This window comes from Klebsiella sp. K-Nf6 (assembly GCF_002806655.1).
Taxonomy (GTDB): Bacteria; Pseudomonadota; Gammaproteobacteria; order Enterobacterales; family Enterobacteriaceae; genus Klebsiella; species Klebsiella variicola.
Window position 1 is genome coordinate 218,862 of sequence record NZ_PIBN01000002.1, and the last position, 12,856, is coordinate 231,717.

Consider the following 12,856-nt stretch of genomic DNA (forward strand, 5'->3'; position numbering starts at 1 on the left):
TATGAGTCAGCAGGATGCGGCCAAACAACAGGCCAACACCCGGAACAACATTCGCGTGGTCTCCATTTTTTCCGCCGCGGCGATAGGTATCGTCGGCGTACTGGTGATCCTCTACGCCTGGCAACTGCCGCCGTTCACCCGGCATAGCCAGTTTACCGACAACGCCTATGTGCGCGGGCAGACCACCTTTATCAGCCCGCAGGTCAACGGCTACATCACTGCCGTCAACGTCAAAGATTTCGCGATTGTCGAGCCGGGCGAGGTGCTGTTCCAGATAGACGATCGCATCTATAAGCAGCGGGTGCATCAGGCTCAGGCTACGCTGGCGATGAAGGAGGCCGCGCTGCGCAACAACCTGCAGCAGCGCAAAAGCGCCGAGGCGACGATCGCCAAAAATGAAGCCGCGCTGCAAAACGCCCGCGCGCAGAATCTGAAAATCCAGGCTGATTTAAAACGGGTGCAGGAGCTGACTGCCGATGGTTCGCTGTCGATCCGCGAGCGTGATTCGGCGCGCGCCAGCGCGGCGCAAGGGGCTGCGGATATTGAACAGGCGAAAGCGGCGCTGGAGATGTCGCGCCAGGACCGTGAATCGACCATCGTCAATCGCGATTCGCTGGAAGCCGACGTCGCCAGCGCCAAAGCCGCCCTCGAGCTGGCGCAGATTGACCTGCAGAATACGCAGATCATCGCCCCCACCGGCGGCCAGCTGGGTCAGATTTCGGTGCGTCTTGGCGCCTACGTCAGCGCCGGAACCCATCTGACTTCGCTGGTCCCGCCCCAGCACTGGGTGATCGCCAACCTGAAAGAGACCCAGCTGGCCGATGTGCGTCTCGGTCAGCCGGTGACCTTCACCGTCGACGCGCTCAACGGCGAGCGTTTCCACGGCAAGGTGCAGAGCATCTCCCCGGCGACCGGGGTGGAATTCAGCGCCATCTCACCGGACAACGCCACCGGCAACTTCGTCAAGATCGCCCAGCGGATCCCGGTGCGCATTACGGTCAACGACGGGCAGAAGTACAGCGAACACCTGCGTCCCGGTATGTCGGTGCAGGTGACCATTGATACCCGCGCGGAGAAACAGCCATGATCCGCCCGGTCACCCTTGCCCTCGCCCTGGCGCTGGTCGGCTGTCAGTCCGCCGACGTGCAGCAGGCGCAACCGACGCTCACCATCCCTGCCGCCTGGCGGGCCGACGTTGGCCCTGCCAGCCCGGTGGAAGGCGTCTGGTGGCGTAATTTCCATGACAGCACGCTCAATCAGTATGTCGACCGGGCGCTGCGCTATAACAGCGATGTGCTGATCGCCCGGGAACGGGTGAATGAGTATCAGGCGCGGGCCTATGCCGCCGACAGCAGCCTTTTCCCCTCGCTGGACGCCAGCCTGACCGGCACCCGCGCCCGCGCCCAGTCCGCCGCCACCGGCCTGCCGATCCACAGCACGCTGTACAAAGGCGGCCTGACCGCCAGCTATGACGTCGATATCTGGGGAGCGAACCGCAGCGCGGCCAGCGCCGCCGGGGCCAGCCTCGAGGCGCAAAAAGCCGCTGCAGCCGCGGCCAATTTGAGCGTCGCCAGCTCGGTGGCCGTCGGCTACGTGACGCTGTTGTCGCTGGATGAGCAGCTGCGGGTTACCCAGCAGACGCTGAAATCACGGGAAGACGCGTGGCGCCTGGCGAAGCGTCAGTTTGAAACCGGGTATACTTCACGCCTTGAGCTGATGCAGGCAGATTCGGAGCTGCGCTCAACGCGGGCGCAGATCCCGCCGCTGCAGCATCAGATTGCGCAGCAGGAAAATGCGCTCAGCGTGCTGCTGGGTGATAACCCCGGCGCGGTAAAACGCGGCGAGTTCGCCCAGCTCACTCCGCTGCGTCTGCCGTCGCAACTGCCGTCCACCTTACTCAACCGCCGCCCGGATATCGTACAGGCTCAGCGTCAGCTGGTGGCCGCCGATGCCACGCTGGCCTCGTCGCAGGCGCAGCTGCTCCCCGTCATCAACCTCACCGCCACCGGCAGCCTGCAGGATCGTACACTGCCGGACCTGCTGGACAACCCGCTGCGGCTGTGGAGCGTCGGCGGCAGTATTCTGGCGCCGCTGCTTAACCGCCAGGCGCTAAATGCCCAGGTGGATGTCTCCATGGCCCAGCGCAACCAGGCGCTCTACAGCTATGAGAAAACGGTGCGCGGCGCGTTTAAAGAGGTGAATGACAGCCTTGACGCCATTAGCCGCTACGATGAACAGCTGACCGAACTGCAGGGACAGGTGGCGGTGGCGGTGGAAACATTGCGCATTGCGCAGAACCGCTACCGTAACGGCTACTCTTCGTACCTGGATGTGCTTGATGCCCAGCGAACGCTGTTCTCCACCCAGTTGAGCGTGGTGCAGGTGAAGAACAACCTGCTGCTGGCGCAGATCGATCTGTACCGGGCGCTCGGAGGCGGCTGGGTGAACGCGTGAATACCCTGTGCGCGCCGGTCCACAACCGTGGAGAGCGCAGAAACCCATATTCAGACCGGGATAGCGTCGCGCTACCCGGCAACTACCACCAGGGAGTCAATCTATGCAACAACAGTGGTCTGCCGTCGATAATTTCATGATTTCTTCGCTTATTCCTGAAGATGACGTACTGAGTCAGGTACTGGAAAACAACAAACGCGCCGGGCTACCTGAACATGATGTTGCGGCCAATCAGGGGCAACTTCTGGCGCTGTTGGTGCGCATAACGCAGGCGCGGCGGATCCTGGAAATTGGCACGCTCGGCGCCTATAGCGCTATCTGGATGGCGCGCGCGCTGCCCGCCGACGGAAAGCTGATGACCCTCGAGGCCGATCCTGGCCATGCCGGGGTGGCGCGCCAGAATATCCGCCTTGCGGGGCTAAACGAGCGCATTGAACTCATTGAAGGACCGGCGCTGAATACGCTGGAAAATTTCGCGGAGGTGCAGCCGTTCGACCTGATCTTTATTGATGCCGATAAACCTAATAATCCTCGCTATCTGGAGTGGGCGCTGCACTATTCGCGCCCCGGGACGCTGATCGTGGGCGATAACGTGGTGCGCGATGGCGAAGTGATTAACGGACAAAGCGATGATGCGCGCGTGCAGGGCGTGCGTCGGTTTATCGAAATGATCGGGGATAACCCGCGGCTCACCGCCACCGCGTTGCAGACGGTGGGCATCAAGGGATGGGATGGGTTTACGCTGGCGCTGGTGAATGGGTGAGGACATCAGCGGCATTCTTCCGCTGACGATCATTGGGGATAGTACGTATACTGATAGTGCAGAGACGCTTCGCTTTTTCCGCCGTATCCTTCATGCTCGCCATATTCCCCGGTACAGTTCCCCTCGGGGTCCCAGCCTAAACAGCGCGACTGGTGTTTTGTACTATACGTGGTGGTTCTTACCTCGGATAACCACCGCCCTTTTTCATCCCAACGCAGCGTCGTGGTCGCATCCGAGTCGGCAATGCGGCTTAAATGCCCTTCCGCGTAGCGATAATTGACAGCAAGCATGGCCATCATGCCGCCATTGACCGTTTTACGCACCAGCCGGTGGCGGTCGTCATAGTGATAGGTGGTCGTGCTCATGGCTTTGGGCGGTTGCTGCGACACGAGTAGATTCTCTGAACGTACAATGCGCCCGAGATTATCGGTATAAAACTGAGTGCGTATAATCATCTTGCTGATATTTCCCGTCGCGCTCCGGGTCTGTCGGATATATTCCCGCATCCATCCTTTATCATTTCGCCAGTGAACATTATCTCTGACTATCGTGGAGTCATTCGCGGTATTAAAGGTTTTTGCTCGCTCGTAACGTTCCAGCCGACGGCACTGGGCAAAACGAAGGGTGCCAGACTCGTTATTTTGGCTACCGACGATTTGCACGCTCTGCACCTCGCCAGTCAGCGGCGTAAGATAGGTCAAAATAAAAAAATTGGCATCGTTGATCGCCCGCTGTGTTTCATCACAGGAGAAAGCGTCAACGAAGGGTTTACACGCCGTAATAACAAGAATGGCCGACACCAGCATAAATAGTCTGTACATAGCCATCATGGTAAAAATAGACTCCGTGTCCTGTTTATCCGGCAAAGCGAGGATAAAAATACGCCAATAAAGCAGGTTCCCCAAGCCACCGGGTTGATTTTCAGAATCCGTTAATTTTACGTCCGGGATAACCGGAATGAGTCACATCAGGGGCGGGAAGATTATCGGGTGCGGCGTACTGATGAGTATCAGCCTCAGGATATGCCCCCGCCCGGCAAGCACAGCGCCACCGGGCGGGGGGAAGGAGGGGATTACGGCGTGATCTGCTCCATCGCCTGCAGGACGCGTTTGTCCGAGATAGGATACGGGGTGCCCAGCTGCTGGGCGAAGAAGCTCACCCGCAGTTCCTCGATCATCCAGCGGATCTCCCGAACATCGTCGTCCTCACGGCGGTTCGGCGGCAGCTTATTCAGCCACTGCTGCCATGCCTGCTGCACGCTCTCAATTTTCAGCATTTGTGCGCGATCGCGGTGCGGATCGATAGCCATCTTCTCCAGACGCTTTTCAATCGCCTGCAGATAGCGCAGCGTATCGCCAAGACGGCGGAAACCGTTGCCGGTGACAAAACCGCGATACACCAGACCCGCCATCTGCGCTTTGATATCCGACAGCCCCAGCGCCATGGTCATATCCACGCGGCCTTTCAGCCGTTTGTTGATATTGAACACCGCGGTGAGGATCTGCTCGACCTGTTTAGCGATCTCCACCACCGTGTCGTTGAGCTCGGCTCGCACTTTATCGTGCAATTGACTGAAGCCCTCTTCCGTCCACACCGGACCACCCGCCTCGTCGATAAGCTTATCAACGCCGCAGGAGATGCAATCGTCAATCAGATCCAGCACTTTACCGTACGGGTTAAAATAGAGCCCAAGCTTGGCTTTGTTCGGCAGTTTTTCGTGCAGATACTTAATTGGCGACGGGATGTTGAGCAGCAGCAGGCGACGCAGACCGCGCCACATGGCCTGCTGCTGTTCCTGTGGATTATCAAACAGCTTGATAGCCACGCTGTCGCGCTCGTCCACCAGCGCCGGCCAGGCTTTCACCTTATAGTTGCCGCGTTTCTGTTCGTAACTTTCCGCCAGCGTACCAAAGCTCCAGATATGCAGCCCGCTCTGCTCGATGCCGTCATCGGCCACCGCCGACAGCGTCTCCTGAACTTTGCCCTTCAGCGCGTCTTTCAACGCCTGCAGCGAGCGCCCTTCCTGCAGCTTCTTGTTTTTGTCATCTACCACCCGGAAGGTGATTTTGAGGTGATCGGGCACCTGATCCCACTGCCAGGCCTCGCGGTCGATGGTCACGCCGGTCATCTTACGCAGCTCACGCTCCAGCGAATCAAGCAGCGGCAGCTCAAGCGGCGTCGCCCGGCCGAGAAACGCTTCCGCATAGTTAGGGGCCGGGACGAAATTGCGCCGCACCGGCTTCGGCAGCGATTTTATCAGCGCGATAATCAGCTCGCGACGCAGGCCTGGGATCTGCCACTCAAATCCGGCCTCCTCCACCTGGTTCAGCAGAGGCAGCGGAATATGCACCGTCACGCCATCGGCATCGGCGCCCGGTTCAAACTGGTAGCTAAGCCGCAGCTTGAGATTCCCCTGATGCCAGAAGTTCGGGTAGTCCAGCTTGCTGACCTGCTCCGCCCCTTCTTTAATCAGCATGCTCTTTTCAAAATTGAGCAAGTCTGGCGTTTCGCGGCTGGCCTGCTTCCACCAGGCATCAAAATGACGGGCGGAGATGACGTCGTGGCTAATGCGCTGGTCGTAGAACTCGAACAGGGTTTCGTCATCCACCAGAATGTCGCGGCGGCGCGATTTATGCTCCAGCTCTTCGATTTCCGCCCGCAGCTTCAGGTTTTCCCGGAAGAAGGCATGCCGCGTCTGCCAGTCGCCCTCCACCAGCGCGTGGCGGATAAACAGTTCGCGGCACAGCGTCGGGTCGATCTGGCTGTAGTTGACCTTGCGCGCGCCAACGATCGGCAGGCCGTAGACGGTGACCTTCTCCGTCGCCATCACCGCGCCCTGCGCCCGCTCCCAGTGCGGTTCGCTGTACGAGCGCTTGATCAGGTGCTGCGCTACCGGCTCCACCCACTCCGGCTCAATGCGGGCGGCGATGCGCCCCCACAGTCGGCTGGTTTCTACCAGCTCGGCCACCATCGTCCACTTCGGCGGCTTTTTAAACAAGCCGGAACCCGGGAAGATGGAGAAGCGGGCGTTGCGCGCGCCGGTAAACTCCTGCTTATCGGCATCCTTCATGCCGATGTGCGACAGCAAACCGGTCAGCAACGCGGTATGGATCTCGCGATATTCCGCCGGCTCGCTGTTGATCGGCAGGCCGAGCTCTTTTACCACCTGGCGCAGCTGGGTGTAGATGTCCTGCCACTCGCGCACGCGCAGATAGTTAAGAAAATCGACCCGGCACTGGCGGCGGAACTGATTCGACGACAGCGCCTTCTGCTGCTCGCCAAGGTAGTTCCACAGATTGACGAAGGCGAGGAAATCGGACTCTTTATCATGGAAGCGGCGGTGTTTTTCATCCGACGCTTGCTGCTTATCCATCGGCCGCTCGCGCGGGTCCTGAATCGACAGCGCGGAGGTGATGATCATCGCTTCCCGCACGCAGCCGTGCTTCTGCGCCTCCAGCACCATGCGCGCCAGACGCGGATCCACCGGCAGCTGGCTGAGCTGGCGGCCCATCGGCGTTAGCTTATAGGCGGTGGCCTGCTCATCGGTGGTGATGGCGCCCAGCTCTTCCAGCAGGCGCACGCCGTCCTGGATATTGCGCTTATCCGGCGCTTCGACAAACGGGAAGGCGGCGATATCCCCCAGTCCAAGGGCGGTCATCTGCAGGATGACCGACGCCAGGTTGGTACGCAGAATTTCCGGGTCGGTAAACGCCGGGCGCGACAGGAAATCGTCTTCCGAATAAAGACGAATACAGATCCCTTCCGAAACGCGGCCGCAGCGGCCCTTACGCTGGTTGGCGGACGCCTGGGAAACCGGCTCGATAGGCAGGCGCTGCACCTTGGTGCGATAGCTGTAACGGCTGATACGCGCAGTACCGGGATCGATAACGTATTTAATGCCCGGCACGGTCAGCGAGGTTTCCGCCACGTTGGTCGCCAGCACGATGCGTCGTCCGCTGTGCGGCTGGAAGACGCGGTTCTGCTCGCTGTTGGACAAACGAGCGTACAACGGCAGCACTTCGGTATGGCGCAGATCCAGTTTATTCAGCGCATCGGCGGTATCGCGAATCTCCCGCTCACCGCTCATAAAGATCAGAATATCACCGGGCCCTTCGCGCCCCAGCTCGTCGACCGCATCAAAAATCGCCTGTAACTGATCGCGCTCGGTGTCGTCCGCCTCTTCCACTATCGGCCGGTAGCGAACTTCCACCGGGTAAGTCCGCCCGGAGACTTCGATAATGGGCGCATGATTGAAATGCTTTGAGAAACGTTCCGGGTCGATGGTCGCCGAGGTAATGATGATTTTCAGGTCCGGGCGGCGCGGCAGGAGCTCTTTCAGATAGCCGAGCAGAAAATCAATGTTCAGACTGCGCTCGTGCGCTTCATCGATAATGATGGTGTCGTACTGCATCAGCAGGCGATCCTGCTGGATCTCCGCCAGCAGAATACCGTCGGTCATCAGCTTGACCATGGTGTTGTCGCTGACGTGATCGCTAAAGCGGACTTTATAGCCGATGCAACCGCCCGGCTCCGTTTGCAGCTCCTCGGCGATACGGTTGGCGACGGTTCGCGCGGCCAGACGACGCGGCTGGGTATGACCGATGAGTCCTTTCAGCCCGCGCCCCAACTCCATGCAGATTTTGGGCAACTGGGTGGTTTTGCCCGAACCGGTCTCCCCGGCGACAATCACCACCTGGTGGTCGCGCACCGCCTCGAGAATCTCTTGTTTTTTCTGGCTAACCGGCAGGTTTTCCGGATAGGTGATGGCCGGACGCGCCGCTTCGCGCAGCAGGACTTTACCGGCTGCCTGGCTTATCTCCTGCGCCATCTCCTGCAGAATGGCCTGTTGCGATTCAGGATTTTTAACCTTCTTCACACCGTGCAGACGGCGGGCAAAGCGCGTTTTATCGCGCAGCATCAGGCCGTCGAGCTGTTGATAAAGCTGGGGGAAGGTGATTTTTTGTTGTTCTGTCATAGCGTTATCGGGCAGAGCTCTGCCGGGAAAATCTCTTTTGAAGTATTGCCTTAGAGTACCACATCTGTGTCATTCGCGCCTTGTTCAAAAAATCTGAACATAGGATTCGATATATTGCGCTATCTCTGTGGCGCGATTGTGAATACAGTGTCAACAAGCACCAGGGCATTGACCCGTCAATCACATTAAAAAAGGAAACACCCATGAGCAAAGTATTAGTTCTGAAATCCAGTATTCTGGCAGGGTACTCACAATCTGGTCAGCTTTCCGACTATTTTGTTGAACAATGGCAGGAAAAACACCCGGGCGACGAGATCACCGTGCGTGACCTGGCCGCTAATCCGATCCCGGTTCTGGATGGTGAACTGGTTGGTGCCCTGCGTCCGAGCGACGCGCCGCTGACTCCGCGTCAGCAGGAAGCGCTGTCCCTTTCCGACAAGCTGATCGCCGAACTGAAAGCGAACGATGTGATTGTTATCGCTGCCCCGATGTACAACTTCAACATCCCGACGCAGCTGAAAAACTATTTTGACCTGGTCGCTCGCGCCGGCGTCACCTTCCGCTACACCGAGAAAGGGCCGGAAGGTCTGGTGACCGGTAAACGTGCGATCGTCGTCACCAGCCGCGGCGGTATCCATAAAGATACCCCGACCGACCTGGTCACCCCGTACCTGTCCACTTTCCTCGGCTTCATCGGCATCACCGACGTGAACTTCGTGTTCGCCGAAGGTATCGCTTACGGCCCGGAAGTGGCGGCCAAAGCGCAGTCCGACGCGAAAGCGGCCATCGACAGCGTGGTTGCAGCCTAAGATTTCCACTCCCACCGCCCGGTGGGAGTGTTTTTTCCCCTCGCCCGTTTCCCCTTTTACGAGCCGCCTCGTAAATTCACGCATCATTCCAACGCCTTAAGCATCCAGCCTGTACCATGGCTGTCGCCGCACGAATCTGGCTCACTGCCGGTGGCTGACGGCAACCGTTGTCATGGTCAAAAACAGGAGTGCGTACTATGTACACTCAATGGTGTACATGGTACCTTAGCAAGGCGCGTTTTCGTGTGTCATGCCATTGAGTTTATCGAAACGTCGCTATTTACCCGCCAAATAAAACAGCTGGCTAGCGATGAAGATCTGAGGGCACTGCAGAGGCAACTCATAGGCAACCCGGATTTTGGCGATCTTATCCAGGATACCGGCGGGTTACGGAAAATAAGAATGGCGACAGGCTCACAGGGAAAAAGCGGCGGCGTGCGGGTGATTTATTTTCTGGCAACCCGCGAGATTATCTATCTCGTCTTAGCCTACCCGAAGCACACCAAAGAGAGCCTGAGCGCAGCGGAAAAACACGAACTCAGGAAACTGACCCGGCGACTAAAAAATGAGGCTTGAAATGGGTTACTTTGACGAGCTTAAAGCGTCTCTGGAAGAGGCTGTTGAGATCAAAGACGGCAACAAGGCCCCAGCCCGGGCGACGCGCTATGAAGTGGCTGATGTGAAAGCCATCCGCGCGCAGCTTAATGTTTCGCAGGCGGAAATGGCAAAAGCGCTGGGTACCAGCGTGGATACCATCAAAAGCTGGGAGTCCAGGCGGCGCAACCCGACAGGCCTGGCAGCAAAAGTACTGGCGGTTATCCAGGCCAACCCAGCGTTCTTTCGCGAACTGGCTAAGCACTAATCCACTCAACCTCTCCGGGTTGCCCTGGGAAGTTAGCGCTGCGTTTTTGGCCGCAGGTTTTCATCAAACTCCAGTCGCTTACGTCCTGCTTCCACTTCCCGCAACGGTTCAACCTGATGCAGCGTCTGCTTACAGCGCTCCACCAGCACCTGGTATTCACGGGTACCCTGTTTTTTCCACGCCAGCTCCTGTTCGCTCAGCGTACGAATCGCTTTCGCCGGACTGCCGATAATTAAATGATTCGCGGGCATCTCGGCGTTGGCTTTGACAAAGGCCGAAGCGCCGACAATGCTGTTTTCGCCAATGACCGCCCCGTCGATAATCACCGCGCTCATCCCCACCAGCGCGTTGCGGCCAATCACGCAGCCGTGCAGAATAGCGCCGTGACCGATGTGGCCATCCTCTTCCACCACCGTATCCTGGCCGGGGAAACCGTGCATGACGCAGTTGTCCTGAATATTGGCGCCGTCTTTGACCACAATGCGGCCAAAATCGCCGCGCAGGCTGGCGTTGGGCCCAACATACACCCCTTTACCGAGGATCACGTCGCCAATCAGCACGGCGGTTGGGTGGACGTAGCTCTCCTCCGGCACCACTGGCGTCAGTCCATCAATCTGATAAATCGGCATGCAACCTCCTTATGCGCCCGGCAAACCGCCAAAGCGCTGATAATAGAGCGGGCCCGGCGCGGGAAGCTCGCCCACCGAGCTTTCCCCTTTCTCGCTGACGAACGCCAGCGCGCCGGGATTCACGCGTTGATAAATATTGATACACAGCTGGCGGGCGGTTTGCCCCGCCCAGTGCGCCGGCAGCAGCTCTTCCGGCAGCAGCGGATCTTTGAGCACCACCCGGCGATAAAAATGGATCAGCAGCAGCTGGATCTGGAAACAGCGCGCCGGCGTCAGCTCGGCCGGGTCGCAGTCGCGCAGCAGCGGCAGTAACGGTCGGAATAGCGAGATGAACGATTCATACATCTCGTTTTGTTCGGTGAGATGCCAGCACTCCTCCACGCGGCTGCGCAGCGCCGCACGGGAGAGCGCCAGCGGCGAATGGGCTTCAAAACAGATGACGTTTTCGGCGACGCCCGCTTCATGGAGCAGCGACTGGACATCGGCCAGCTTTTGCGACGGCGAGGCCAACAGGCTCGGCGCCAGTGCGCCAAACCCCTGCCACAGCAGTTGCTTTTTGACGTCGGCCAGCACATTTTTCTCCAGGCCTTCCGAGAGCAGCAGCAGCCAGGTGCCGTCCCATTCCGGCGCGTTCGCGCGATAAATTTTATGTTCCGCGCGCCGGGTCAGGCGCAGGCCTTTATCGCTCAGGCGATAGAAGCTACGCCGGCCGATACGCACGACATCGAGCCACTCTTCTTTATTGAGGCGAAACAGCGCAGTGCGGACAAAGCGCTCGCCAAATCCTAATCCTTCCAGCAGCGCCGCGACGCTACCCAGCCACACTTCCCCACCGCGTTGTAACAGGGCATCGCCATACAGCGAGGCAATTAATGACGTGCCGCTGATCGGCGTCGCCGTCACCGCTTGTTGAATAAAGACGTCGAGTTTACTCATCTGATTCATTCTGTTGTTATATTTTTCCTTTATGAATCATAGCACAGGAAAATCCCGGCTTACGGCGTAAAGGCCTCAGCCGGGTTACCGGGGAGAGAATTAACCGCTGACCACCACTTTACGCAGGTCGAATACCCGACAGGCTTTCCCTTCCGAGCGAGGAATGCTGCCGCAGTTGACGATAGTAATATCGGTAGAGATCCCGACCATCGACTTAATGCGATGGCGCAGCTGATGGCAAATCTGGCAGCGTTGTTCATGACTTAACGCCAGCCCGCTCTCTTTCAGCTCAACGCGTACCGCCAGCGAATCAAGATGACCGCGGCGATTGACCTCTAACTGATAGTGCGGCGCCAGGTGTTCAAACTTGAGGATCTCCTCTTCCAGCTGCGAGGGGAAGACGTTAACCCCGCGGATAATCAGCATATCGTCGCTGCGTCCACTGATGCGATCCATGCGGCGCATGGTCCGCGCGGTGCCCGGCAGCAGGCGCGTCAGATCGCGGGTACGATAGCGGATCACCGGCAGCGCTTCTTTGGTCAACGTGGTAAACAGCAGTTCGCCATGCTCGCCATCTTCCAGCGGCGTACCGTCGTCCGGGTTGACGATTTCCGGGAAGAAGTGGTCTTCCCAGATGGTCGGGCCGTCAACGGTTTCCAGGCACTCCATTGCCACCCCTGGCCCCATCACCTCTGACAAACCGTAAATATCCAGCGCGGTGATCCCCAGACGGCGCTCGATCTCCGCGCGCATCGCCAGCGTCCACGGCTCGGCGCCAAACACGCCGACCCGCAATGAACAACCGCGCGCATCGCCGCCCATCTGGCGCTCCAACTCTTCAATCAGATTCAGACAGTAGGACGGCGTCACCATGATCATATCCGGCTGGAAGTCGCGGATCAGTTGCGCCTGTTTTTCGGTCTGTCCGCCAGACATCGGGATCACCGTCGCGCCTAAACGCTCCGCGCCGTAGTGCGCACCAAGGCCGCCGGTAAACAGGCCGTAGCCGTAGGCGACGTGAATTTTATCTTTTGCTGAACCACCGGCCGCGCGCAGCGAACGGGCGACAATATTGGCCCAGTTATCAATATCGTTTTGCGTATAACCCACCACCGTCGGTTTGCCGGTGGTGCCGGAAGAGGCGTGAATGCGCACCACCTGCTCCATCGGCACCGCGAAGGTATCGAAGGGATAGTTGTCGCGCAGATCCTGTTTGGTGGTACAGGGGAATTTTTTCAGGTCGTTTAATTCCCGGAAGTCGTCAGGGTGCACGCCGGCGGCGTCGAATTTGCGGCGATACATCGGCACATTGTCATACGCATGCTTCAGCGTCCATTTCAGGCGCTGGGTTTGCAGGGCCTGCAGTTCGTCACGCGATGCGGTTTCAATCGGATCTAATTTTGTAGTAGTTATCATTGTAGGGTACTC

General features: G+C 58.6%; 11 protein-coding genes. 6 read left to right on the top strand and 5 right to left on the bottom strand.

Going from position 1 to position 12,856, the window contains the following annotated elements; genetic code table 11:
* The first annotated feature begins 1 nt into the window (after nucleotide 1).
* From CWM61_RS05350 to CWM61_RS05360, 3 genes are all read left to right on the top strand, one after another.
* Complete coding sequence (locus tag CWM61_RS05350; RefSeq protein ID WP_074386003.1) at nucleotides 2-1,087, top strand: HlyD family secretion protein; 1,086 nt, start codon at nucleotides 2-4, stop codon at nucleotides 1,085-1,087.
* Nucleotides 1,084-2,454, top strand: a complete 1,371-nt coding sequence (locus CWM61_RS05355; protein WP_100630851.1) for an efflux transporter outer membrane subunit — start codon at nucleotides 1,084-1,086, stop codon at nucleotides 2,452-2,454. Before CWM61_RS05350 ends, CWM61_RS05355 begins: the two co-directional genes overlap by 4 nt.
* A gap of 103 nt (nucleotides 2,455-2,557) precedes the next feature.
* Nucleotides 2,558-3,217 (top strand): O-methyltransferase, encoded by a 660-nt coding sequence (locus CWM61_RS05360; RefSeq protein WP_100630852.1) that lies wholly within the window; start codon nucleotides 2,558-2,560, stop codon nucleotides 3,215-3,217.
* A 29-nt stretch (nucleotides 3,218-3,246) separates the two neighbouring features.
* Here the strand turns inward: CWM61_RS05360 and CWM61_RS05365 are convergent, their stop codons facing one another.
* Nucleotides 3,247-4,047 carry a hypothetical protein gene (locus CWM61_RS05365; protein WP_227521373.1) on the bottom strand — a complete coding sequence of 267 codons (801 nt, stop codon included), beginning with the start codon at nucleotides 4,045-4,047 and terminating at the stop codon, nucleotides 3,247-3,249.
* Nucleotides 4,048-4,289: 242 nt separating this feature from the next.
* Complete coding sequence (gene hrpA / locus CWM61_RS05370; protein ID WP_233446059.1) at nucleotides 4,290-8,135, bottom strand: ATP-dependent RNA helicase HrpA; 3,846 nt, start codon at nucleotides 8,133-8,135, stop codon at nucleotides 4,290-4,292.
* Nucleotides 8,136-8,395: 260 nt separating this feature from the next.
* On the opposite strand from hrpA, the gene azoR reads away from it, so the two are divergent.
* The 3 genes from azoR to nadS all read left to right on the top strand — a co-directional run bounded on the left by azoR (nucleotide 8,396) and on the right by nadS (nucleotide 9,863).
* The gene (azoR, locus tag CWM61_RS05375; protein ID WP_100630854.1) at nucleotides 8,396-9,001 is read left to right on the top strand and encodes an FMN-dependent NADH-azoreductase; all 606 of its coding nucleotides are present in this window, start codon (nucleotides 8,396-8,398) and stop codon (nucleotides 8,999-9,001) included.
* A gap of 243 nt (nucleotides 9,002-9,244) precedes the next feature.
* Nucleotides 9,245-9,577: a type II toxin-antitoxin system RelE/ParE family toxin gene (locus tag CWM61_RS05380; protein ID WP_100630855.1), complete on the top strand. Its 333-nt coding sequence runs from the start codon at nucleotides 9,245-9,247 to the stop codon at nucleotides 9,575-9,577.
* 1 nt (nucleotide 9,578) lies between these two features.
* Nucleotides 9,579-9,863, top strand: a complete 285-nt coding sequence (nadS, locus tag CWM61_RS05385; RefSeq protein ID WP_100630856.1) for a NadS family protein — start codon at nucleotides 9,579-9,581, stop codon at nucleotides 9,861-9,863.
* 32 nt (nucleotides 9,864-9,895) lie between these two features.
* Here the strand turns inward: nadS and paaY are convergent, their stop codons facing one another.
* From paaY to paaK, 3 genes are all read right to left on the bottom strand, one after another.
* On the bottom strand, nucleotides 9,896-10,492 hold the full coding sequence (gene paaY, locus CWM61_RS05390) for a phenylacetic acid degradation protein PaaY (protein ID WP_008805114.1): 597 nt from the start codon (nucleotides 10,490-10,492) through the stop codon (nucleotides 9,896-9,898).
* A gap of 9 nt (nucleotides 10,493-10,501) precedes the next feature.
* Complete coding sequence (gene paaX, locus CWM61_RS05395) at nucleotides 10,502-11,428, bottom strand: phenylacetic acid degradation operon negative regulatory protein PaaX (protein ID WP_165451785.1); 927 nt, start codon at nucleotides 11,426-11,428, stop codon at nucleotides 10,502-10,504.
* Nucleotides 11,429-11,527: 99 nt separating this feature from the next.
* Complete coding sequence (gene paaK, locus CWM61_RS05400) at nucleotides 11,528-12,844, bottom strand: phenylacetate--CoA ligase PaaK (RefSeq protein WP_100630857.1); 1,317 nt, start codon at nucleotides 12,842-12,844, stop codon at nucleotides 11,528-11,530.
* Between the last annotated feature and the right edge of the window lie 12 nt (nucleotides 12,845-12,856).

Bases quoted from the DNA above. Each gene is read 5' to 3' on its own strand.
- CWM61_RS05350 (WP_074386003.1), top strand. From the start codon at position 2: ATGAGTCAGCAGGATGCGGCCAAACAACAGGCCAACACCCGGAACAAC.
- CWM61_RS05355 (WP_100630851.1), top strand. From the start codon at position 1,084: ATGATCCGCCCGGTCACCCTTGCCCTCGCCCTGGCGCTGGTCGGCTGT.
- CWM61_RS05360 (WP_100630852.1), top strand. From the start codon at position 2,558: ATGCAACAACAGTGGTCTGCCGTCGATAATTTCATGATTTCTTCGCTT.
- CWM61_RS05365 (WP_227521373.1), bottom strand. From the start codon at position 4,047: ATGATGGCTATGTACAGACTATTTATGCTGGTGTCGGCCATTCTTGTT.
- hrpA (WP_233446059.1), bottom strand. From the start codon at position 8,135: ATGCTGCGCGATAAAACGCGCTTTGCCCGCCGTCTGCACGGTGTGAAG.
- azoR (WP_100630854.1), top strand. From the start codon at position 8,396: ATGAGCAAAGTATTAGTTCTGAAATCCAGTATTCTGGCAGGGTACTCA.
- nadS (WP_100630856.1), top strand. From the start codon at position 9,579: ATGGGTTACTTTGACGAGCTTAAAGCGTCTCTGGAAGAGGCTGTTGAG.
- paaY (WP_008805114.1), bottom strand. From the start codon at position 10,492: ATGCCGATTTATCAGATTGATGGACTGACGCCAGTGGTGCCGGAGGAG.
- paaX (WP_165451785.1), bottom strand. From the start codon at position 11,428: ATGAGTAAACTCGACGTCTTTATTCAACAAGCGGTGACGGCGACGCCG.
- paaK (WP_100630857.1), bottom strand. From the start codon at position 12,844: ATGATAACTACTACAAAATTAGATCCGATTGAAACCGCATCGCGTGAC.